Source organism: Nostoc sp. 'Peltigera membranacea cyanobiont' 232, from assembly GCF_002245985.1.
Taxonomy (GTDB): domain Bacteria; phylum Cyanobacteriota; class Cyanobacteriia; order Cyanobacteriales; family Nostocaceae; genus Nostoc.
Map to the genome: position 1 here is coordinate 1 of NZ_NOLK01000131.1, position 23,047 is coordinate 23,047.

Annotated in this window: 23 protein-coding genes and 2 pseudogenes; 9 read left to right on the forward strand and 16 right to left on the reverse strand. The window is 40.3% G+C overall.

What is annotated here, in order from left to right; translation table 11 throughout:
- From CDG79_RS30220 to CDG79_RS30230, 3 genes and pseudogenes are all read right to left on the reverse strand, one after another.
- A partial coding sequence (locus CDG79_RS30220; RefSeq protein WP_223278419.1) for an IS4 family transposase occupies positions 1–925 on the reverse strand: 925 nt, incomplete at its 3' end.
- Between the two features lie 369 nt (positions 926–1,294).
- Positions 1,295–4,310 (reverse strand): annotated as a pseudogene (locus CDG79_RS30225) (Tn3 family transposase).
- 24 nt (positions 4,311–4,334) lie between these two features.
- Positions 4,335–4,793: a double zinc ribbon domain-containing protein gene (locus CDG79_RS30230; protein WP_094345413.1), complete on the reverse strand. Its 459-nt coding sequence runs from the start codon at positions 4,791–4,793 to the stop codon at positions 4,335–4,337.
- Between the two features lie 82 nt (positions 4,794–4,875).
- Between CDG79_RS30230 and CDG79_RS30235 the strand changes: the two genes are divergently transcribed.
- Positions 4,876–5,772, forward strand: coding sequence for a tyrosine-type recombinase/integrase (locus CDG79_RS30235; RefSeq protein ID WP_094345414.1), 897 nt, complete (start codon positions 4,876–4,878; stop codon positions 5,770–5,772).
- A 162-nt stretch (positions 5,773–5,934) separates the two neighbouring features.
- On the opposite strand, the gene CDG79_RS30240 is transcribed toward CDG79_RS30235, so the two are convergent.
- Both CDG79_RS30240 and CDG79_RS30245 read right to left on the reverse strand, forming a co-directional pair.
- Positions 5,935–6,150, reverse strand: coding sequence for a transcriptional regulator (locus tag CDG79_RS30240; RefSeq protein WP_094345415.1), 216 nt, complete (start codon positions 6,148–6,150; stop codon positions 5,935–5,937).
- Positions 6,151–6,211: 61 nt separating this feature from the next.
- Positions 6,212–6,403, reverse strand: coding sequence for a hypothetical protein (locus CDG79_RS30245; RefSeq protein WP_094345416.1), 192 nt, complete (start codon positions 6,401–6,403; stop codon positions 6,212–6,214).
- 24 nt (positions 6,404–6,427) lie between these two features.
- Here CDG79_RS30245 and CDG79_RS30250 point away from each other — a divergent pair, with 24 nt between their 5' ends.
- The 4 genes from CDG79_RS30250 (at position 6,428) to CDG79_RS30265 (ending at position 8,377) form a co-directional block, all read left to right on the forward strand.
- A complete protein-coding gene (locus CDG79_RS30250) occupies positions 6,428–6,766 on the forward strand; it encodes a type II toxin-antitoxin system HicB family antitoxin (protein WP_094345417.1) in 339 nt (112 codons plus the stop codon).
- A gap of 83 nt (positions 6,767–6,849) precedes the next feature.
- Complete coding sequence (locus CDG79_RS30255) at positions 6,850–7,425, forward strand: Uma2 family endonuclease (protein ID WP_094345418.1); 576 nt, start codon at positions 6,850–6,852, stop codon at positions 7,423–7,425.
- A gap of 206 nt (positions 7,426–7,631) precedes the next feature.
- Entirely contained in the window at positions 7,632–8,048 is a 417-nt protein-coding gene (locus tag CDG79_RS30260; RefSeq protein ID WP_094345419.1) for a XisH family protein, read from the forward strand.
- Positions 8,036–8,377 carry a XisI protein gene (locus tag CDG79_RS30265; protein ID WP_094345420.1) on the forward strand — a complete coding sequence of 114 codons (342 nt, stop codon included), beginning with the start codon at positions 8,036–8,038 and terminating at the stop codon, positions 8,375–8,377. Before CDG79_RS30260 ends, CDG79_RS30265 begins: the two co-directional genes overlap by 13 nt.
- Positions 8,378–8,493: 116 nt before the next feature.
- Here the strand turns inward: CDG79_RS30265 and CDG79_RS30270 are convergent, their stop codons facing one another.
- Together CDG79_RS30270 and CDG79_RS30275 are read right to left on the reverse strand one after the other, a co-directional pair.
- Positions 8,494–8,913 (reverse strand): type II toxin-antitoxin system VapC family toxin, encoded by a 420-nt coding sequence (locus tag CDG79_RS30270; RefSeq protein ID WP_189525189.1) that lies wholly within the window; start codon positions 8,911–8,913, stop codon positions 8,494–8,496.
- The gene (locus tag CDG79_RS30275) at positions 8,904–9,167 is read right to left on the reverse strand and encodes a hypothetical protein (protein WP_094345422.1); all 264 of its coding nucleotides are present in this window, start codon (positions 9,165–9,167) and stop codon (positions 8,904–8,906) included. Before CDG79_RS30275 ends, CDG79_RS30270 begins: the two co-directional genes overlap by 10 nt.
- 199 nt (positions 9,168–9,366) lie before the next feature.
- On the opposite strand from CDG79_RS30275, the gene CDG79_RS44205 reads away from it, so the two are divergent.
- Positions 9,367–9,534 (forward strand): DUF2281 domain-containing protein, encoded by a 168-nt coding sequence (locus CDG79_RS44205; protein ID WP_223278420.1) that lies wholly within the window; start codon positions 9,367–9,369, stop codon positions 9,532–9,534.
- Here the strand turns inward: CDG79_RS44205 and CDG79_RS30285 are convergent.
- From CDG79_RS30285 to CDG79_RS30295, 3 genes are all read right to left on the reverse strand, one after another.
- Positions 9,505–10,836: a GIY-YIG nuclease family protein gene (locus CDG79_RS30285; protein ID WP_223278421.1), complete on the reverse strand. Its 1,332-nt coding sequence runs from the start codon at positions 10,834–10,836 to the stop codon at positions 9,505–9,507. The genes CDG79_RS44205 and CDG79_RS30285 overlap by 30 nt on opposite strands.
- Positions 10,837–11,134: 298 nt before the next feature.
- The gene (locus tag CDG79_RS30290) at positions 11,135–11,713 is read right to left on the reverse strand and encodes a hypothetical protein (RefSeq protein WP_094345424.1); all 579 of its coding nucleotides are present in this window, start codon (positions 11,711–11,713) and stop codon (positions 11,135–11,137) included.
- A 106-nt stretch (positions 11,714–11,819) separates the two neighbouring features.
- Positions 11,820–14,033, reverse strand: a complete 2,214-nt coding sequence (locus CDG79_RS30295; protein WP_094345425.1) for a transketolase — start codon at positions 14,031–14,033, stop codon at positions 11,820–11,822.
- Positions 14,034–14,178: 145 nt separating this feature from the next.
- Between CDG79_RS30295 and CDG79_RS45625 the strand changes: the two are divergent.
- Positions 14,179–14,615: pseudogene (locus CDG79_RS45625) on the forward strand (cytochrome P450); the annotation flags it as partial.
- 35 nt (positions 14,616–14,650) lie between these two features.
- Here CDG79_RS45625 and CDG79_RS44215 read toward each other — a convergent pair.
- A complete protein-coding gene (locus tag CDG79_RS44215; protein WP_223278422.1) occupies positions 14,651–14,878 on the reverse strand; it encodes a hypothetical protein in 228 nt (75 codons plus the stop codon).
- A gap of 228 nt (positions 14,879–15,106) precedes the next feature.
- On the opposite strand from CDG79_RS44215, the gene CDG79_RS30305 reads away from it, so the two are divergent.
- Positions 15,107–16,492, forward strand: a complete 1,386-nt coding sequence (locus tag CDG79_RS30305; RefSeq protein WP_094345426.1) for an AtzE family amidohydrolase — start codon at positions 15,107–15,109, stop codon at positions 16,490–16,492.
- 276 nt (positions 16,493–16,768) lie between these two features.
- On the opposite strand, the gene CDG79_RS30310 is transcribed toward CDG79_RS30305, so the two are convergent.
- From CDG79_RS30310 to CDG79_RS30330, 5 genes are all read right to left on the reverse strand, one after another.
- Entirely contained in the window at positions 16,769–17,503 is a 735-nt protein-coding gene (locus CDG79_RS30310) for an HAD family hydrolase (RefSeq protein WP_094345427.1), read from the reverse strand.
- Between the two features lie 159 nt (positions 17,504–17,662).
- The gene (locus CDG79_RS30315; protein WP_094345428.1) at positions 17,663–18,790 is read right to left on the reverse strand and encodes a 30S ribosomal protein S1; all 1,128 of its coding nucleotides are present in this window, start codon (positions 18,788–18,790) and stop codon (positions 17,663–17,665) included.
- A gap of 298 nt (positions 18,791–19,088) precedes the next feature.
- On the reverse strand, positions 19,089–19,196 hold the full coding sequence (locus tag CDG79_RS30320) for a photosystem II reaction center protein T (RefSeq protein ID WP_084227385.1): 108 nt from the start codon (positions 19,194–19,196) through the stop codon (positions 19,089–19,091).
- A 117-nt stretch (positions 19,197–19,313) separates the two neighbouring features.
- Positions 19,314–20,843, reverse strand: coding sequence for a photosystem II chlorophyll-binding protein CP47 (gene psbB / locus CDG79_RS30325; RefSeq protein ID WP_094345429.1), 1,530 nt, complete (start codon positions 20,841–20,843; stop codon positions 19,314–19,316).
- 457 nt (positions 20,844–21,300) lie between these two features.
- The gene (locus tag CDG79_RS30330) at positions 21,301–21,627 is read right to left on the reverse strand and encodes a hypothetical protein (RefSeq protein ID WP_094345430.1); all 327 of its coding nucleotides are present in this window, start codon (positions 21,625–21,627) and stop codon (positions 21,301–21,303) included.
- Between the two features lie 282 nt (positions 21,628–21,909).
- On the opposite strand from CDG79_RS30330, the gene CDG79_RS30335 reads away from it, so the two are divergent.
- Positions 21,910–22,785, forward strand: coding sequence for a DNA adenine methylase (locus CDG79_RS30335; RefSeq protein WP_094345431.1), 876 nt, complete (start codon positions 21,910–21,912; stop codon positions 22,783–22,785).
- Positions 22,786–23,047 lie beyond the last annotated feature (262 nt).

Consider the following 23,047-nt stretch of genomic DNA (forward strand, 5'->3'; position numbering starts at 1 on the left):
AATAACTTGTCTTATCTAAGAGAGTAGTAATTAAACTAACTCGTTGAGTACGAAAACCAGGAATAACGATGTAGTAGTAAATTTCTCGTCCAGTTATAGAAGCAGGTAAAGCATCAAATTCATCTTTATTTAAGCCCTTTGGACATCTTTTAGGTTTATACCAAGTCACCAACTTGTCACAGTCTCCAACAATTTTCCCTTTACGCATGGACGTTGTTCGAGCTTGATGTTTTCGGAATACTGCATCACAATCAAGGTTTTTAATGGAAACCATATCAGCATAAGCGCAGAAAGCTCTGTCTCCTAAAAGTATGTCTAAGGGCTTGAGAAACTGATACAACTTTCTCGCTAGTTTAATATCATGAGTGTTCAAAACATCTATGGCTAAAGCAACAGCGGCTCCCGTTGCCAAACTGAATATTACGCCAATTTTAGCAATTGGAAATCCACATCCAGGCTCTTGACTACTAGGTTGTGGATATTCTTTCTGATTTTCTATAGTGTCAGGCATGGAGACAGTTGACCCATCTATTACCAAAACATTCCGACCGCACCATAAATGTTCTTCTGCCAGTTTTCCCTCTAGATTCTGTGCTGAAGAATTAAAAAGTTTCTCTAATAACTTTTCTGGCAGTCTTGACCGTGCTTGACAATAAGCACTCGGATCTGTTGAAGGTATTTCTACTTCTGATTCTCCCAAATGAGCAATTATTTTACTTACGGCATTATGACAAGTTTTATCAGTGTCTAGAACTTGCGATAAAAACGCCCACAATGTTACAAAAGGGTCAAATAACCGCTTTTTATATTTAATCTTTAGCTCCGTGATTGCTTGTATAATTGCAGATTCTGGCAATAGTTCTTTAAAAGGCAGCCCCAAACTCTGATTAAATTTGTCCTTGAGAATTTGTACTCGTAGTGTCACAGTAGTAGTTATGTTGTTTGCTTGCTCGTATCAAAGAAAGTATTTCATGAACGAGTAAGCTTTTTCTAACTACAAAAAATTTTTGGACGACGCTGCACATTTACCGCCTCGATTTGACAGCACCTACAAAAATAGCGATCGCAGCGAAGCGTCCACTGCTCTTAAGGTATTAATACCTGTAATGCTTATGGAATATAGCTTATAGCTTTTCTTAGTGCCATTCAGTTCAAAGACTAAAAACATCCACCACCATGTATATACATAGATGAAAGCATTGTAGATAGGTCATTCTTCACTTCTAGCCATGTATATACATGAAAATAAATGTTACATAACTTAAGAACAGAAAACCGGGATAAGCCCTCAACTCTATAACAAATCATCAAATTCTTCACGAGCATAAGGGTCACGCAAAGAGCGGAGTTCTCCCTTTAAAATGGGTTCTGCCAACAAAAAATAATAACGCCCCAACATATTAATATGTTTGCGTCCCAATGGAGAAAGTCGGGCAATATCTTCTCTATTTGTCGCCTGACCAAGAGAACTCAACTTATTGACGGCTGCATCCATATAGTAAGTATTCCATAGCACAATCACATTCACAACCAAACCTAACGCCCCCAATTGGTCTTCTTGACCCTCACGGTATCTTTGCCGAATTTCTCCCCGTTGACCGTGGAAAACCGTTCTGGATAAACTATGACGACTTTCACCACGGTTGATTTGAGTTAAAATTCGACGGCGGTATGTCTCATCATCAATGTAAGATAGCAGATATAAGGTTTTGATAATTCGTCCCAATTCACCAAGAGCTTTTGCCAAAGTAGAAGGTTGATTACCCCGTTGCAGGGAACGCATTAAGTCAGTTGCGTTGACCGTTCCCAACTTCAGAGAACCAGCTACCCGCAACATATCATCCCAATTATTCGTAATCAGGTCAGTATTAATCTTGTTTTTAGTCAGTCCATCAAGCGCACCATAGTTAGCAGAATTGTCGATTCGCCAAAAACGTGCCTCACCAATATCTGCCAGTCTTGGACTGAACCGATAGCCAAGAAGCCAAAATAAACCAAACACGACATCACTATAACCCGCAGTATCGGTCATGATCTCGACTGGCTGGAGAGGAGTCAATTGCTCTAACAAACCTGACAACAGGAACAGCGAATCACGCAAAGTACCAGGAATCACAATTCCGTGGAAACCAGTGAACTGGTCGCTGGTAAAATTGTAATAAGTAATACCCTTACCGATACCAAAATATTTGCTATTGGGCGCAGCATTAATAGTTCTCACAGGGACAGTAAAGCGCAACCCATCCGCAGATGCAACTTCCCCACCACCCCATATTTTTGCAAGGGGAATGTAAGTTTGGGTATCAACCAATCGCGCATTGGCACGGATAAGAGTTTCTTGACGGATATAATTTTGCTGCACCCAAGATAATCGTCCACGAGTTAATGCAGGTAATTCTGGACGTACCAGTGGTTCCAAACCAATATTGCAAGCTTCGGCCAGCAACACCGCGCAGATACTAATGTGCAAATCATCAACCCGACTGTTGGATTGACTCAAATGGGTAAATTCTTTGGTAAATCCAGTCCTGGCATTAATTTCAAGCATTACCTCCGGCAGATCAACTTTTGGCAGCATGGCTGCCACTTGCCTTTTAAGCGTTATCAAACTGGGCGCTTCTTCCAGTTTATCTAAAGGAGTTAAGACTAAATTATCTTTTCCATCTTTGTGTTCAATGCGTACCGCAGTATTGTTCTCGAAGTTAGCAGTAGTGCGACGGTAAGCCTCATCCAATTCTTGTTTTAAGATAGAGAGCGATGAATCAAAGGTGGGTTGCAAATCTAAAGTCCGACATATACCCGCCCGTTGGGAAGACCATGCTTCATCACTCAGTAGTTTGGCACGGGGGTCACAGTAACGCTGACTTTTGGACACAAATACATCCCGGCGACGCAACGCCGACCTTAACGATTGTAAAACGCAGAACGTGTAAGCTTTACGGTCAATTGTGCCATTGGGATTAATGCAATACCGAGTCCACCCTTTGGTAATCACTTTGAGTGGTGCAGCACTCATGTCGGGCCGATTTTGACCCTCAATAGCACGTAAAAATAAGAGCGCATCCAAAATATGCGCCGCATTCTCGGAAGATGAAAATTCAATTTGAGAGAGTAGCGAGGGGAGGAAAATACGGATTCCACGCCAACGAGACAGTAGCAAATCATAATACTCATCTTCTTCTGGACGAGCCAATGACTTGACCTTAGCTACAGCCAGAGCCAACTGTTCCTGACTAACTCTGGCAAAAGCGGACATCCTGACATTGATATCCTCGTATTCTGTGTCTATTAGCACTTCAACCGCCTCCGTTAGTTTGAGTGCGGCGGCATCTAAATCTTTTAGCGTCCGTAGGCGTTGTTGTTCCCCCTCCCGCTTAGATTTCGACAACAACCCTTTCACCAGTAAATCAAATAAATCAATGACATCATCGGTTGCCGTATATTCTAGTAAATGGATAAATGCCAGTAAGGTAGCAATTCGCTTATTATCGGGCATCCGGGCTATCGCTGCCGACCTAGAAGCGGCCCCAAGACGTGCTAAAAATTTCACTCGTGTGGGTGGGATTCTTGATAAATCAATGTCACTCATCCCAAACGAACGTATTTCCGACAAACGATTAATCGCCGCCAACATTGATTTGGCGTTAACGCGAGTTGGAGAGTGACGTAAACGGTCGAGGGTTGAATAACGTGCTTTCTCCGGTATAAGTAACAGTTTTTCGAGTGTGCCGACTTGTTGTTGGCTGGGGAGCGAAGACAAAACCTTAAAAAGACGGTTGGCGGCTCTTTCACGTACTGATGCTACTAACCGTGCTAAAACGCTCACCCCTGGTAACAGTATTTTCCGTTCTGCCAACCGCGCTGTTGTTAGGTCAAACAAAACACGCTCGTGATTCTGGGCTTAAAGTTGACCGTTGGTAAAGCCAACGCACCAGTTTCCAATGTTCTGGTTGGGAGTGAAATTCTTGGTAGCCATAGCGTTGTTTGATTAACGCTGTATGCTCCCATTTGGTCTCGGAATTTCGGTATTGTTCTAAGTAGCTTCCATCCAACTGACCCAATTGAGATGTCAGATAATCAACCACCAGTAAAGGAACGTCTGTTGGATCGGTTAAAAAAGTCCCTAAAAAGCGGACAGTACATAACTGCAATGCCAAACCCAATCGGTTATGATTCCCTCGTCGTTTTTTAATCAGCTGTAGGTCAAGATCATCCAAATAAAAATACTTTGCTAGTTGTTCGCTCGATGGTTCACCGTTGTAACATCCATATCTTTTCTCTTGTTCATCACTTAAAAATTCAACTGGCATCTAGGGAAGGATTTTTGAACAAAATTATTCAGTTTGCTTATAGGATTTGCCACAATGTGGACAAAATTTAAACTTGAGCGACACAATTGGTTCATGACAACTCAAACATCTAGAACGCAATTGCGTACCGCAGGCAAAGCAATATTTTGACCGTAAAGAAGTCCACATTGGGTCAGGAGTTGTCCCTGGTGTCCAACATTTAGGACAAAATTTGAGCGAATTGATAACTTCAAGTGCTACTTTTTTGACAACAACATCTAAGTATTCTTGAGGGATACCTAACGCCGCAGCTAAACCAGATTTTGCTTTTTGATTGAGTCGTGATGTTCCTCCTGCTTCAATTTTGCGGATAGTCTGAACATGGATTCCCGCTTTTGTACTTAACTCCAACTGAGTTAAAGATAGAGAGTTACGGATTCGTTGAATGTAACCACCCAACGTCTCTGTTGGTTGAGGAGCCGCATCAGTCACAGATACATTCATGAAAATATATCTAGTTCGCTACCTATTAATATTAAGTTAATATTTGTCCATCAGTTCAATAATTTAAGTTGCTCAGGTGAAAATGAGTGTTAATTTAGCATTACTAGTCACTCAGTTTTTAGAGCGTTATGGACTGGCTGAGTCTACTATTCGCTCTTATGAATCAACTTTAATGCCTTTGCTTCAGCTTTACGGTAGTTGGTCACTATCCATTCTTGACCGAGAAATTTTAGTTGAATACCTCAATAATTTAAATGACGTATCATATATCACTCATCATCGTCATCAAGCAGTAATTACAGCCTTATTTAACTTTGCTGTTGAGTGCCGTTATATCAAATCAAACCCCATTTCTCATCTCAAACGGCGTAAACCAAATCCACAGATAGGAGAGCATAATTCCGATAATGTTGTGCGATATCTGACACAAAATCAATTAAGTATTCTTGACCAAGCTATTAAAAAAGATGCTAGACTTTCTGCTCTGGTGCATTTGCTATATAGCAGTGGAGCCAGAATAGCAGAGATACTGGCTTTGGATTTATCAGATATTGATTTTACTGCTCGTAAGTTTCAAGTTATCGGTAAGGGTAATAAGCAAAGATGGTGTTTCTACAATGAAGACACTGACTTCTGTTTGAATAATTACATCAAATACTACCGACATTCCCAGATAAATGCTTTATTTACGGCTCAAAAACCGAATAATCAGCAAGGATCTCGTCTTTCCTATGCTACAGCTTACTCTACACTTGTAAACGCAGCTAAAAATATTCCCGAACTAGAGGGTGTTGGTTTTCACCAACTCAGACATACCTTTGCATCCCAGAGAGTTGGAATCATGGGAGTTGAGGAACTTCGTGCATTGATGGGGCATGAAAAAATTCAAACTACTCTTCGCTACTCTAAAGTCACATCCCTTCGGGCGCAAGAAGTAGCGCTTCATGCTTTTAAAAAAATACCACCGTTTGGACAATAGTTTACAAGTATGGATTTAATTTATATATTGTCGCGTTCTGAAAATTATCATGATTAAAAACTTATCAAGAGAATAGACAATACTCTTGATTGCTAAAATATGGCTGGACACCAGATTTAGTAAAAAATTACACTTCTTTTCTAAAGAGTCTAGAGAAAGCACTTAATATAACTCGCCACCGCGAGCGAAAATTTCTATAACTTCACTTCTGGTTACTTGATTTTTCTCCGCTATTTCTAGTAGTTTTTCCCACGCTTCATCGGTTAAGCGAATTGACCTTAACCGTTTGGGTGAATCTCCATAATCTGTTTCAAATTTACCATCTGGTGTACGGGGTCGTCTTTGAGACTTTTGTCTAGTGCCTGAATATTGATCCATTGCCAAAAGTTATACACGATATCCTAGCTTATCATGTATATACATGGCTGAGTGATTCGTTTTACAAGATTTTTTTCTTATCCCGGTTTTCTGTTCCGTTGATACTCACACCCCGGTTTTCTGTAAGGCGATCGCTTACTCTTCCACAAGAGACGATCGCTTGATTTTTGAGGTTTTCTGTAATGCGATCGCTCACTCTTCCACAACAGGCGATCGCTTGATTTTTGAGATTTTCTGTAAGGCGATTGCTCACTTTAATTAAGGCAGGAATTGAAATATGATTACTTATAAAGGATACACAGCTAGTATAGAAGTAGATGTAGAAGCGGGAATACTTTTTGGCCAAGTCCTAGATATTAATGACGTAATTACCTTTAAGGCAAAAACTGTAGACGAAGCGCGTCAAGAATTTCAAATTTCTGTTGACGATTATCTTGCTTTCTGTGAAGAACTAGGAGAGGATCCTGATAAACCATTCTCTGGTAAACTTCCATTCCGCACAACTCCAGAACACCACCGCAAAATATTTATTGCTGCTAAAAAGGCTGGCAAAAGCATAAATGCTTGGATGGATGAAATATTAACTGGTGCTGCGGATAAAGTAATCAATACTTAGAGTCAATCATTCTAAATATGTTTTTCGCTAAAGTGCATTCGCTTTTGGCATTTTTATAGGAATATTCAAGTTGAAATTTTTCTATGGATGCGTTAACTATCAACTTTGCTCCTGTTCTTCAAATAACAGATAAGCAATTCTTCCAGTTATGTCAGATAAATGAATTAATCAGATTTGAGCGTAATGCTGATGGGACATTGCTACTAATGCCTCTAGTTGGAGGTTTAACCAGCAACCGCAATGCTAATTTAACTGCTCAACTTGGAGTGTGGAATCGTGATGAGTCACTAGGTATAGCTTTTGGTTCTTCGGTTGGGTTTATTTTACCAAATGGGGCAGTTCGTTCTTCTGACGCATCTTGGTTAAGACGTGACAGATGGGATTCTCTCACACAGGAGCAAAAAGAGAGATTTCCGCCTGTATGTCCTGATTTTGTCGTGGAATTGCGTTCTGATACTGATTGTTTAATAAGGCTACAAAATAAAATGCAAGAGTACCGAGACAACGGTACTAGATTAGGTTGGTTAATTGATTTAGAAATTCGGCAAGTAGAAATTTATCGCTTTGGTAGAGATGTTGAAGTGCTGCAATCTCCTGCTAATTTATCAGGAGAAGATGTGCTACCGCAATTTGTGCTTAATCTTAAAGATATCTGGTGAATTGATTAAAATACAAAGTGCGTAGGCGTAGCCCGCCGTAGGCATCGCTTTGTTTTTGAGATTTTCCGCAAGGCGTAGGCGTAGCCCGTCGAAGACATCGCTCTTTGGGAGTGTAATTTTAAGGGGATGAGATATTGAACTTCTTGGCCAGTGAGTATAATTATAATAACTAAGCTTAATATCTAGCCAATATTACCACGAAGGAAATGCCAGCAAAAGACATTTACCATGATGCTGTTAAAAATGCCTTAATTAAGGATGGCTGGAAAATTATAGCTGACCCTTATTTTTTGCAGTATGAAGATGCAGAACTTTATGCTGATTTATTTGTAGAAAAAGCCTTATTAGCAGAACAAGAAGGACGGAAAATAGTTGTAGAAATCAAGAGTTTTATCAGTCCTTCTCCCATGAGAGATTTTGAAAATGCTCTAGGTCAATATATTCTTTACCGCGATATTTTACAACTAGCCAGTAAAAACTATAAAATTTATCTAGCAATCAGAGATACAGTATTTGATACTTTCTTTCAAAGAAAATCTATTCAAGCAGTGGTGAAACTTCAGCAAATTGAATTTATTGTTTTTAACAATGAAAGAGAGGAAATTACTTTATGGATAAATTAACACAATATCGAGAGTTAATTAAACAGGTGCTAACTGAATATGATAATTTATCTCGTCAATCACCTGATACAATTGCTGAAAATTGTTTAGTGTTTGATGAAAATCACGATCATTATCTCTGGTTAACTGTAGATTGGCAAGGCAGCAAAAGACTTAAATATACTCATATTCATATTCGGATTAAAAATGAAAAAATTTTCATAGAAGAAGACTGGACAGAAGAAGGAATAGCGATTGAATTAATGAAGTTAGGTGTAAATAGCAGCGATATTGTGTTAGCTTTTCAGCCTCCAGATGTCAGAAAATTTACAGAATTTGCAACAGCTTAGTAAATTATTATTCTACCGGGGCGATCGCTTAATTTTTGAGATTTTCTGCAAGGCGATCGCTTAATTTTTGAGGTTTTCTGTAAGGCGATCGCTCTTTTGTTAACTATTATTTATCTTTAGGGGAAAATCTCAAAGCTATCGCAGTGCTGAGGTCGATATAATCTAAAATCTCGTTGATCTAAGGTAAATATTTTTTTAATACCATAGCGTTCAGCTATCGCCATAACACTTGCATCTACAAAATCAATCCGACTATCTGCATACTCATCTAAGATTTCCGCCACACGAATTATATCTTGGTCTGTTAAAGCTACTAAACTAAATCGACTCGCAGATAGTCCTTGCAAAAAAGCTACTACTGTCGGTATACCTGCATTATGTCCTACTAAATAAGCTAATTCTGCTAATACTGTTTGGGGTAACAGAATTTGTTTTTGTTGTATATATACTGTTGTAACAACACTATGCATTGTATCCGAACGATTCAACAATGCTACAACAAAACCTGTATCAGCAACCGCTAAGGTTATTTCCACGTCCAACCAGATTTTTCAGTAATCTCCTGTTGGAGAATATCTTCTGAGTTTATAGCCAAATCAGGTGTTGCTGCAAATAAGCCAATTAATGGGTCAGACACAGCATAATCAACTGTTTCTAGCAATTGAGTTTCGATATATAGCTTAACAGCTTCGCTGATAATTGATTCAGGAGATTGACCTCGTTCAGTAGCCAGATTTATGACTTTTTTAAGTAAAGTCTGTTCCGGTTTCCAGTTAAATGTAGAGTCCACAAGATAACTTCTTTTTGTTTAGTGATAAATAATATTCTAACAAATAAACGTGTGATGCTTTTTATTATACTTTTTTATATTAAGTCAAATATACACACAGCGATACCTACCTAACGAGTGAAGTCGCGGCGGAAGGCATACAGGCAAAGAATACTTTAAAGTTTAAAATATATTTAGTTTATCCGAATTGCTAAAGAAAATGAGCATTGAAGAAATTATTATAGACAAGGTAAGAATATTACCTCCTGATAAGCAACAAGAGGCGTTAGATTTTGTAGAATTTTTACTTGCGAAAATCCAAGTGTCTTATTATATTGTTGGATTTTCTCAACTCAACCTACTTATTATTATTGGTTTGGAGCAGTGAAAATAAAGAATTGGATTGAAGCCATGCGAATAATTTTATCCTTTCACTATCATCTGGCTTTGATTTGTACTCACCCTTTTTAATTTCTTCTAGAATATTGGTATTATGAACGCCATACTTGTCTTTCATTAAGTCTTCAAACATAGCTAATGGAACTAGTAAACTATCAACTTCTGCATCATCTTCACTAAATCTAATCGTTTCATATCTAAACCTATAGCCAGACCATCTAATAGTAGGTAGTCTATTTATTTCATCTGTTAAGCGTTTTATTGTAATATCATTCGGAACATCAGAATTTTTCCTTTTGTACATTATCCACAAGTAAAGATTGTGTCTAACAAAATACTTTCCATTGTCGTTTGTACATACTTCTATTTCTATATCATCCACATAAACAAACTGACGAGTCATTATTCTAACTTCCCCTTCAGCCATTGGTTCTAATTCCTCCCAAGGTTCAACTCCAATTGTATTTTTATAATTACTATTTAAAGGTTGATTTCTATAAATATTTTCTACTGGAATAGGATCATCTTCTAATGCTTCTAAACCTGATGTATTCTCATCATTTTCTTCTTTTTTATCTAAAATTAATTCTAGCTGTTCCCTACTAAATGCCATAAGTTCTATTCCAGCTAGAGTCTGACGGTTTGAATGTTCCATGAAGTAAACTAAACTATCAAATGGAGATAAATCTATTCTTAAACCGTTGTATTCAGTCTCCCATAAACCGAATTTACCGGAAGATTTAGGATAAGTTTTGTATTCTTTCCATTTTAAGGAACTAGCCTTTTTGTTAATGTTTTTTAATGCAGTTCTAATACTTCCAGATAATCCTTTCATCCCATAAACAGGATATACCAAATATATTGTTGGTGGTTCTCCATCTGATATTGGATCAAAGCCAATTATCATAACATTGAACTTGGATAACTGCTGAAGACTTTGCTGCAAAGCAGTTTCGGCTGGAGTTATTTTTCTAATTGGTACTACTACTTTAGACCAATTAAGGGGTGGTTTATATAACTTGATAAACTCATTTTCGAGATTTGATAGATTTTCTATATCACTACTACAAGTCAACCAACTAATACTAAGAGTATTTTTCCGATTAAATCTTTTTAGCTGATTAAATCTATGATGTGCTTTCCATCTTTCAACTAAATTAATAGTTCTACCTATATAAATAATTTGACCTTTACTGTCAAATACAAAGTAAATAGCTGCACAATTAGGAAGACGATCTTTGTCCAATAAATAAACTGATGGTAATTCAGATATTTTGATTTCTTCTAGCAAAATTAGAGACCCATAAATAAAAGATATATATTTTGAATTATGCTTTATAGAAACATCAAAAGCTATAAAATAAAAACCGCAGATGTACGCAAATAAACGCCAAACTATCCGCGTTTAACTGCGTACATCTGCGGTTTGAAAATTCTTAATGAACTAATGCGAGCGCACTTTTTGTCAAAGCCTCCGCAGTCAATGCATTAAACGCCATCAACTCGCCAGCGCTGGCTGTAGTTGCAATAAATTGTAGGTTGTATTGAGGAACGAAACCCAACATTGATCTAAGCTTCTCCTTTCAAATTTATGAAATAATCGAACTTTTCCATTGCACTTTGTTCCCTGCTATCTTCCACAGCCTTTGAACTTCCTTTTCTAAGCCTTGTGAACCATAATCGTCCCATGCATCTGTAAATCTAGCCATTCCTGGTGAGTGTCCAGGTGCGCCATCAAAAGTAATTTCCTTGTATTTATCAAGAGTAAAGACAACATCAAACCAATTCTTGTAAACTGGCCAAACTAGATCAGAGGATGCCAATAAAAAAGCCTCTTCATCGTCTACGACTCTCTTCCAACCAATCTGAACTCCATAATATGAGCTATTATTAGGTGGATATAGAGTCATTCCAACAATTAGACAATCTTCTGTACAACCTGAATTTTCTATTTCATCAGCAATATCTTGTGGAAAATTATAAATGGGCTTAACTTCAACAAAAATAGGAGAATCAAACTTCAGTAAAAAGTCGGGAATCCATCCATCAAAGTCACAAGGCTCATACTCCCACCCCCATTCTAGAAGATCAAAGAAAGCAGCCCATTTTGCTTCTAATCTAGAACGAAATTCAACATCATTATATTTGGTCGGTATAGGTTTAATCATAGCTTTTTAGATCAAATTACACAGGTTCTAATTTATAGAACATAAAATTTTGCTTTATCAAATAATCCCCACCCAAGTAAAAACTTAGATGGGGTATTAGGTTATCTTAATGCACTAAAGCGATCGCACGTTTCGTTAACGCTTCAGCAGTCAATCCATTAAACGCCATCAACTCACCAGCACTTGCTGTAGTCTCCCCACGCTTCCAAGCGAAGGTGTCGCGCTTGGCTGTACTCCGTAACAAAATTGGTTCTAGCATCCCCGCAGCACCACCTGTGACCGCAATTAAGGCATCGCCATCAAATAATTCGGCAAATTTGGCATCATCTAAGAAACCGCCTTCGGGTTCAGAGCAGGTATCCCACGCGGTATCATGACTACGGTACAATTGCCGAGGATTGATGATAGAAACTATCTTCACGCCAATACCTTCAGTTTCTAAGAAAGCCGCAGCTTCAAATACTGGTATTAATGTTAAGTCACCAATCACAGCAAATACAACTTGCTTATCACCAGCGACTTCATGTAATAACACTGCACCATCGCGCAACCCTTGACGAGTTTGTTCTAAAGTTGTGCGAATTGGTAACGGCGATTTACTTGCTGTAATCACAATTCCCTTATTCTTAGTTTTCAATGCCCAGTCATAACAAGCTTGAATACTATTAGCATCAGGCGGAAATAATGGAAAAACATTTCCATTTCGCATCAATGAAGCAAAGTAAGCTTCAATCTCAGGACGTTGGTGAGTCCAACCGTTGCGCCCTTGCTCTAATGCGCCTGCTGTGAATAAAGTAATAGTCGAGGGAGTTTGACGGCGTAATTCTGCCATTGACTGGGTTACAGTTTGCCAAATTGGTAATCCGTTGATGGCAAAAGATTCGTAAGAACACCACAAAGTTCTCGCACCCATTAACGCTAAACCCGCAGCTAAACCGGCACAAGCATCTTCACTCAATGGTTCATAAACTTGTCCATTTGGTGCTTGATTATATAAATCGTCGGTTGTGGGGTGGATAATCTTTAATGCTTGGTTGATATTGGCAATTCCAGATGCTTCATTACCATCAGCGTTGGTGACAAGGAAATTTTTATCTTTATTTCCAACTATTCCTACTAATCGTCCCATCGCGGTTGTAGAAACTTTTGGTTCACCGCCAACTGCATATTCTTCTAAAGGTAATTCGCCTAATTCTGGTAATGGTAATTCAAATTCTGTCACCACAGTTTTCGCTGCTGGGCCACCACCTGCGCGTTCGGCATTTGTTCTAACTAATTGCCAAGCTTCCGCAGATAAAGCACGGGTTTGCAATGCACTGATAATATGGGGCGCATCCAGCGTATCTTTAGGATACAAGTTGTGAGATTTTGCTCCTCGCGCGTGGACTCCTGCACCTTTAAGTTGTTTAATGATGAAGACGGTAAGTTTACCACCCAAAGCCGATCGCGCGGCTTTATCCACACCTGAAAGTACTGCTTGAGTGAATGCTAGGCGTTTCTCGAAGGAAAAGGCGGTACTATCAACGTAATCCCCTGACTGATCTCGATCGTCAAAGTCTTTGGCATCAACTAACACGACTTCATCAAAACCGTTACCTTGCCAATATGCTTGCATCTGTTCGTTGGTTTTGAGGGAAACCATACTGTGATGTTCTTGGCTGTAACCGTTCCACACCAACACCGGTAAGAAGTTGGTGACAGCAGGATAAGCAGTATGGAAATGCGCGATCGCACTTACAATATAAGGCTCACCCAATCCACCATCCCCAACTGTAAAGGGGAATAACTTATCTTTGTGTAACAGTGCAGCTGCCATTGCAAAGTGTTGCCCTTGTCCCAAAGGCCCCGCAGGTGCAAGAATACCGGGAATGAAACCAGAAAGATGTCCTAAAAGTCCGTGCTTTTCTCGGAAGCGATCGCGTAATTGTTGGACTGTAAAAATTCCCATGTCCTCTAGCGAACGATCCAAGAACATGGCACTATAAAATCCGGGGGCGTGGTGTCCGACTTCGGTAATAATGTTCTTGTATCCCAGCATGACAAGAGATGCGTAAGCTTCTGCTTGGCTGGCAAATCCGCCGGGATGCCCAGAAGCTTTGCTAGCGGTAACTTGCAAAGTCAGGTAGCGCAGGGCATCAGCAGCTAGTAAAGTTTGATATACAGCTGCTTTATCAGTGGGAGATGCGATCGCTACTTTGCCCGACTCGATAGCAGGTGTTGCACCATAAGTTTCAAAATCTGGTAACGCTTCACCAAAATATTGAATCCCTTCCGAAAAATCGGGAAGCGCTGAAGATGCCTTTGGGGAGATTGCAGTCATGCTGAGTACCTTATGACGATGAGATGAAACTGTAGATGCTCGTTGAATTTAACAAAAATTTTACATCTTTCAGGTTGTAACAGTTTATTGCTTTTTTGCAACGTTAGATTACTCGCGCTGAAAAACTACAGCAATTTTTGAGCGATCTTTTTATCTGACCCACCAACGGGAAGATATTTATCCAGAACCTAATCAGTTTAAGCCAGAACGCTTTTTAGAACGGCAATTTTCTGCTTATGAATATTTGCCCTTTGGGGGTGGTGCTAGTACCGCAAGGCGGAATTCAAAATTCAAAATTCAAAATTCAAAATGAATACAGCGTAAGCCTTTCGTTGATTTGAAATGGTAGCTTTATTTACGCCGTGGTGTACTAGGCGCTGTATTGGTCTAGCATTTGCCCAGTTGGAAATGAAGTTAGCACTTGCCAAAATCCTTTCCAGCTTGGAATTAGAACTAGTTGACAATGGTGAAATTCGACCTAAACGCCGTGGTTTGGTGACAGGGCCAGATTGTCCTATCCAGATGATTATCAAAAGTCAACGTCGGGTGAAGTCTCCCGTTCTCCAGACAACCACTGTTTGATGCTGCGGAGGTTGATTGAGGCAAAGGGATGTAAATTAGAGTGCGATCGCAAAATTATTAACAAGTCGATGCATTGGCATAACAGGTCGATGCATTGGCATAACAGGTCGATGCATTGGCATAACAGGTCGATGTATTGGCATAACAAGTCGATGTATTGTCATAAGAAGTCGATGCATTGGCATAACAAGTCGATGCATTGGCATAACAAGTCGATGCATTGGCATAACAAGTCGATGCATTGGCATAACAAGTCGATGCATTGGCATTGCAGTTGGAGTTTTCTAAGCTAAATGCCCTATATCTCAATATGCTTGGGTTAAGGTTAAAACTCTGTTACCAAAGTCAACCTTTTAACGTAGACGCTTCTCTACGAGACGCTACGCGAACGGCTTCCCGCAGGGTACCGCAAAGGCGCAGAGAACGCAGAGAGAAGAAAGAAAAGAGATGCTTAACCCAAGCGTATTGCCCTATATCTGAATTATTTGAGCATGAATTTTGATTCAGCCGATGCCATAACAATATCAACTGCTGTACGCCAAGGTAAAACTAGCGCTGTGGAAGTTACTAAAACTGCGTTAGCACGAATAGCAGCACGGGATTATCAACTTAACTGTTTTACGGCTGTGACTGCTGAGGCGGCTTTAGCAGATGCAGCACGCATTGATCGAGGAATTGCCGAAGGTAATAATCCGGGAATCCTTGCGGGTGTCCCTTTTGCGGTGAAAAATCTTTTTGATATCGCTGGTTTAACAACTCTGGCGGGATCGAAAATCAATGCAGAAAAACCACCAGCTACCCAAGATGCAACCGCAGTAGCCAAGCTGAAACAAGCTGGTGCAGTATTGGTTGGTGCTTTGAATATGGATGAGTACGCTTATGGATTCGTGACGGAAAATTTCCATTACGGTGCTACTCACAACCCCCATGATTTACAGCGAGTTGCTGGTGGTTCATCAGGTGGTTCGGCGGCGGCTGTTGCTGCTGGGTTAGTACCTCTGACGCTGGGTTCTGATACTAATGGTTCAATTCGCGTTCCGGCGGCGTTATGTGGCGTTTTTGGTTTCAAGCCGACTTATGGAAGGTTATCTCGGGCTGGGGTAGCTTTATTTTCTAGCAGTTTTGACCACATTGGCCCTTTTGCGCGATCGGTGCAGGATATTGCGACAGTGTTTGATGTGCTTCAGGGAGAAGACGATCGCGATCCAATTTGTACAAAACGCCCGCCTGAATTGGTTTTACCACAACTTAAGGAAGATATTTCTGATATTAGAATTGCGATCGCTAGCGATTATTTTACCAAAGGTGCAGAACTAGAAGCTTTAGCAGCAGTGCAAAAAGTCGCTGATGCAATAAAAGTTAGTGAATATGTGATAATCCCAGAAGCACAACGCGCCCGTGCAGCAGCCTTTGTGATTACAGCTAGCGAAGGCGCAAATCTGCATTTAAAAAATTTGCGATGTCGTCCCCAAGATTTTGATCCAGCAACACGCGATCGCTTTTTGGCTGGGGCGTTAATTCCTAGTAGCTGGTATCTTCAAGCACAAAGGTTTAGAAGATGGTATCGCGATCGGATTCGAGAAGTGTTTCAAAATGTGGATGTGATTCTTGCCCCAACTACACCAATTTCTGCACCGCTAATCGGCCAACAAACTATGATTTTGGATGGTGAAGAAATTCTTGTCCGTCCTCATTTAGGGTTATTTACTCAACCATTATCTTTCATTGGTTTACCCGTTTTATCAATACCAATTCAGCGTCCAAATGCTTTACCATTGGGCGTGCAATTAATAGCAGCACCATATAATGAAGCTTTGATTTTACGAGTTGCAGCTGCGTTAGAAATAAAGGGTGTAATTTCAGCAGCAGTAGTGTAGTTATAGTATGCAGAAATATACGATGTAGGGGCAATTCATGAACATTGGTGTCAACTTAAGTTCAAACGCTTATCCCACAAGCATTTTACCCCCCTTAATCCCCCCTTATAAAGGGGGGAAACAAGAAATTTAGTTCCCTCCCCTTTATAAGGGGAGGGTTAGGGTGGGGTAACGCGGTGAGTGATAGTCAGTGAGTGAACTCAATATCACATTTTGACAAGGGTTTCCCGTTAAGTTGACACTAATGATTCATGAATTGCCCCTACCTAGAAAACGCTAATCTTCTAAAATCTGGATTTCATCAAGTTGATTAATCACCACATCCGCACCTCGAACGTTATCTGACTTACCCACCCAAGTGATACCAATACAACCTGCGGCTTTAGCATTACGCGCCATTTGCATATCACCAACTGCATCACCCACCATCAAGGTAGCGCCCGGTTCGACTCCCAAAGCTTGACAAGCTTGCAAAAATAGCACTGGATCTGGTTTACTCGGCCCCTCATCTACTCCCATTTCCAACTGGATATAATCACTTAATTGGTGATTTGCTACAAACTTATTTACTTCATCAGTTGTTGCAGCTGAGAGGATACCGAGTTTCAAGCCTCCTTTTTGCAAGTATTTCAACAAGTCTAAGCTACCCACAAATAGCGGTGAAGGAGTTTGTTCGATGTATTTCTCCGCTTCATCCAAAGCTTGACGGGCTATTTTTAAAGACTCAAACCATCCTTTTCCTGTTTCGGCAATATATGCAGCAGCCGCAACTTCTGTTTCGCGGCGACTCGCTACTGATATCAAACCCGTCGGATCTAGACTATTACTATTCACGCCAAATGCCATTAACAGGGGTTCCCCAGTTCCAGGGATTTGAGCATCTATTAATCTTGTTGCCTTTTGTGCTAGCGATCGCAAATAAGTTTCAGAATCTTCTAAAGTACCGTTTTTGTCAAACAAAATTGCCTGGATATTATCAAAAGTGATATTTTTACATTTAATAGTCACCACAATATTTCACCTAACTTATTTAATTAATATTCCTAACTCCTTGTACAGATGCGATTCATCGCGTCTCTTCCCAATTTCCACATAAAAAAAGAGGGAAAAACCCTCTTTATACAATGATTTAATACTCTTACTTAAAAACAAGTAAAACTATAAAATGTATTATTCTTCAATAGCTGCGGGAATTTCCTCTTTAGTTTCCGTGGCTGCGGGAATTTCTTCTTCAGTTTCCGTGGCTGCGGGAATCTCTTCTTGAATTTCCGCAACTACAGGAGTTACTTCCTCAATTTCTGCTGCTGGTGGAATCTCGTCTTCAATTTCTGCTGCTGGTGGAATATCTTCTTCTGCTACAACATCCGCAGGTGCAGCAGGCGCAGCAGTAGCACCTTGTTGCTTGGCTAACAGCTGTTCGCGATACTTAGCAGCCATTTCTTCTGCCTTATCGTAAACCAAATCCCGGTTTTTAATCATGTCGCCGGGTTCGGGTTCTAGTTGCTTGGTAGATAGGGAAATCCGACCCCTTTCTGCATCCAAGTCAATGATCATAACTTTCACTTCATCATTGACATTGAACACACTATGAGGTGTATCAATATGTTCGTGAGAAATTTCAGAAATGTGCAGTAGACCACTCACGCCGCCGATGTCGATGAAAGCACCGTAGGGTTTGATGCCACGAACAGTACCTATTACTACTTCGCCGACTTCTAGGCGGTTCATCTTCCGCTCAACCAGCGCCCGACGATGAGATAGAACTAAGCGGTTACGTTCTTCGTCAACCTCTAAGAATTTCAATGGTAAATCTTCACCTACCAATTCTTCTTTAGGTTTGCGAGTACTGATATGAGAACCGGGGATAAAGCCACGTAATCCCTCAATCCGTACCAATGCACCACCGCGATTAGTTGCAAACACGCCAGAACGGACAGTTGCATCTTCTGCTTGTAGCTGTCGCACCCGCTCCCAAGCCCGCATATATTCAATACGGCGAATGGAAAGGGTTAATTGCCCATCTTCATTTTCATCGGTAAGGATGAAAAATTCCCGGGTTTCGTTTGACTGTAAGACTTCTTCCGGGCTATCCACCCGGTTAATAGACATTTCTTGTATAGGTATATATGCTGCGGTTTTAGCACCAATGTCAATCAGAGCGCCGCGCGGCTCTATACTGAAGACGGTTCCTGGGACAACATCACCAGGGCTAAAATGATAATCGTATTTGTCAAGTAGAGCAGCGAAATCTTCGTGAGTGAATCCAATTTCTGTAGCGGTTAAATTCTGATTGACCATGCTGATTTGTTCCTGGTTCTAGTCTCCGTAAAGGTTGTGTGACAGGCGTAATGTTACTATGTAAGCAGTTCTATGGCAGCTTACACAAAACATCCTTTTTCATCCTAGCGCAGAAAAGCTAGTATTAACACATATCTACTCCCAAGATTGGAAATTATATCACAATATAAAAATGATTGGTTATTTACTTAGTAGTGAAAACCAACAAAGGACAAAAACAATAATATCCGTTGCTACCATATTTAGTAGCAACGGATACTAACTTCTTTAAATCAAGTTAAAGGTCTGGTAATAGGCTCTACTTATCTTTTGGTTTCTCAAAGCGAGGGGGTTCGCGAAATGCGATCGCAAAAAAGAGAGTACCTATACACAGAGTAAAAATCAAGATGTAAGCAACGCTTTCCATATTATTAGTTCCTGCCTATCCAGCTAGTAATGAGGAATTAGGGATTGGGTACTGGGTATTAGGGATTGGGAAAACTTTTTCCTAGTCACCAATCCCCAGTCCCCAGTCTCCAGTCCTTTAAAGGGCTTCTTTCCGGCGGGTTGACTTGTCACCCACTTTCTGGAACAGACCCCACTCAACTTGCTCTTCTAGATCCGCGTCAACACCGGCAAACACGTCTCGGTAGATTGTCCGAGCGCCATGCCACAGATGACCAAAGAAGAACAGCAGAGCAAATACGGCGTGTCCAAAGGTAAACCAACCTCTAGGACTGGTGCGGAATACACCATCAGAGTTCAAGGTTTCTCGGTCAAATTCAAAGATTTCACCGCCTTGAGCTTTACGGGCATACTTCTTCACATCAGCTGGCTCTGTAAAGGTTGTACCATTCAGATTGCCACCATAGAAGCTGACGGTGACACCAGATTGCTCGAAACTATACTTTGATTCTGCCCGACGGAAGGGAATGTCAGCGCGGACAATCCCATCTGCGTCTGTCAAAATTACTGGGAAGGTTTCAAAGAAGTTGGGGAGACGACGCACAGTCAATTCCCGTCCTTCAGAATCTTTGAATACGGCATGACCTTGCCAAGATTGGGCAATGCCATCACCCTTCACCATAGGCCCTGTACGGAATAGACCGCCTTTAGCGGGGCTATTCCCGACGTAATCATAGAAAGCCAGTTTTTCAGGAATCTGCGACCAAGCTTGGTCAAGGGTTGCACCTTGAGCAATGCTAGTTTGGGCGCGGCGCTGAATTTCTTGACGGAAGTAGCTTTGATCCCATTGATAGCGCGTAGGGCCAAACAATTCGATGGGAGTGGCGGCATTACCGTACCACATAGTACCTGCAACAACGAAAGCAGCAAAGAAGACTGCTGCGATACTGCTAGAAAGTACTGTTTCAATGTTCCCCATCCGTAGGGCTTTGTAGAGCCGTTCGGGGGGTCTAACTGTGAGGTGGAATAAGCCTGCAATAATACCAACAACACCAGCAGCAATGTGGTGAGCCGCAATGCCACCAGGGTTATATGGGTTAAAACCATCTGGGCCCCATTCTGGTGCTACTCCCTGGGCAGCCCCAGTTATACCATAAGCATCAGAAACCCATATCCCCGGCCCAAATAGTCCGGTGACGTGAAAAGCACCAAAGCCAAAACAAAGTAGACCAGATAAGAACAGGTGAATGCCAAACATTTTTGGCAAGTCGAGGGCAGGTTCACCAGTGCGGGGGTCTCTAAAGAGTTCCAAATCCCAGTAAACCCAGTGCCATACGGCAGCTAGGAATAAAAGCCCGGAAAGAACAATGTGAGCCGCAGCAACGCCTTCAAATGACCAAAAACCAGGATCGGTTGCTGGCCCACCAGTAACGTTCCAACCGCCCCAAGATTGAGTAACGCCCAAACGTGACATGAAGGGGAGAACGAACATCCCTTGTCGCCACATCGGGTTGAGAATTGGATCGCTAGGGTCAAAAACAGCTAGTTCGTAGAGTGCCATCGAACCAGCCCAGCCTGCTACTAAGGCTGTGTGCATTAGGTGTACAGAAATCAGCCGTCCTGGATCATTCAGAACGACTGTATGTACTCGGTACCAGGGTAGTCCCATCGACTACGCTCCTCCTCGATGAGTTAGTTTACAAAGCAATTTTCTTACTGAGATTCTAAGAAACGAAATTCGCCACTCAGAAAACTCTCTCTTGTTTTTTGTTATTGCCAGAGCCAGAGTACTACCACAGTTAGTCTAATAAGTCAGACGGTGTGGGCGCTTTGGCAATGCTTACTCGCTTCGGGAGGTTTACCTTGTAGGGTAGCCACCACCAAGCAAAAAATGAGAATGTTTTAAAAAGTGTAACTATTGATGGAATTGTTTGCAAGCGTGTAAATTGATGCGATCGCGTAGCATCACAAAGTTTTTTCGCTACCAATACCCGTCACAGATTAAATTTGCTTATCTTTTCTTTTTGAGGGCAGTGGGGATTAGGTATTAGGGACTGGTGATTGGGTATTGGGTATGGATTGTTCTCCTTATCCTCCTTGTTTCCCCAGTCTCCAGTCCCCAATCCCTACTGAACCACCAACTGGATATTTTGCAGTTGACACTTCGCCTCAGCTGTGTTTAAACGTTCAATTACTTGTTCGGCACTCATCAGACGTTTGAGTACTACTTGACCTATGGTAGTACTGGCTGTGTCTGGTATTGTAGGTTTCACTTCTACGGTTAAAATGGCTTCTTCAACTCGATAAAGCCATAGCAATTCGTTTTCTTCCACTAAACAAATATTCATTCGCTGAATATCTGGTTGTCGTCGCCATGCAGTTACTTGCCAGAGTCCATCAGATGCCCAGACTCTAGCAACTGTCCATCCCTCTGATAGAAAGAAATACTTCACGCTTTTAGTCTCACTATTAAACTTTCAATCTGCTGTTTACGATATCGTATATTATTTGTTAATTATGTATAATTAATGATATTTTAAGTTGATACTCTTTAACTTATTAGCAACGGTTTAATAAAATAAATATTTTTTATAGTTCTGTATTTTAGTAGAAAAACAACAAGATAAGAATCTATCTAGCAATCAAATAATATTTTTATATTATCAACTTTAAATCAACTATGTATAGGTTTTTAGTAAATGGAAAACATAAACTTATGAATAATTTAGGTAATTATGGACAAACCTATAAACTCACCATTTAGATATCCTGGCGGGAAATTTTATGCTCGTAATTTGATTCTTAATCATATTCCTTCTCACTCCTATTATGCTGAACCCTTTGCTGGAGGTGGCTCTATCTTTTTTGTAAAAGATAAAGTAAATATTAATTGGCTCAATGATATTGATGAATTATTAATAAATACCTTGTTGATAATTCGAGATCAACCAGAAGAATTAATAAACTTTTTAACAGGTGAATCTGCTACTAAAGAAAGACATAAATATTACAAAAATGAATTCATCCCACAAAATAAATTAGAACAAGCTGGTAGATGGTTTTACCTTAATAGAACCTCCTACTCTGGGATTATGAAGCATCAAAACTGTTATTGGGGATATGGCGAAAAATACAGTATGCGTCCAGAGAATTGGCCCAGAAACATCCGTCGAACTTCTGAGAAACTTCAAGATGTTCAAATTACTAATCTTGACTTTGAAAAAGTGATTGAATCTGTACCCGATGGATCTTTTTTATTTATCGATCCTCCTTATTTCAATGCGGATCAAGATAAATTTTATGTTCATTCATTTTCTAAAGACGATCATTTAAGGCTATGCCAAATATTAAACAGACATAAGGAGAGGATAAAATTTCTTATAACTTACGATAATAGCAAAGAAATTAGAAAACTATATGAATGGGCATTAGAAATACACGATAAAGAATGGAATTATACAATTAGTAGAACTGACGATCAAAAAAATGGAAAAAGTAAACAAGATAACTTTAAAGGTGAACGATATAAGGGAAAAGAAATTTTTATATTAAACTACTCTTCTCGTGACCCCATTTCTCAAAATTCTGAACAGTTAGTTTTAAAAGCTTGAATGATTATATAGAAATCATCAATATAAATGGGATAAAGTTCTCAGTATTATATTTAGCATTGTAGTATTTTTACTTAATTATCCTGAATACACATAATTTATATATAGGAATTCGGTTTGATTTCTGAAAATATACGTAGGATGTGTTAGCACGGAGAGTACGGCATCAAACCCTTGATAATAGTGCGTTACGAACTCCGTTCTAACACAACGCCAGTTGCTACAACGGATAGCGCCGGCGGCAAGCGAGTTTGCGAGCGTC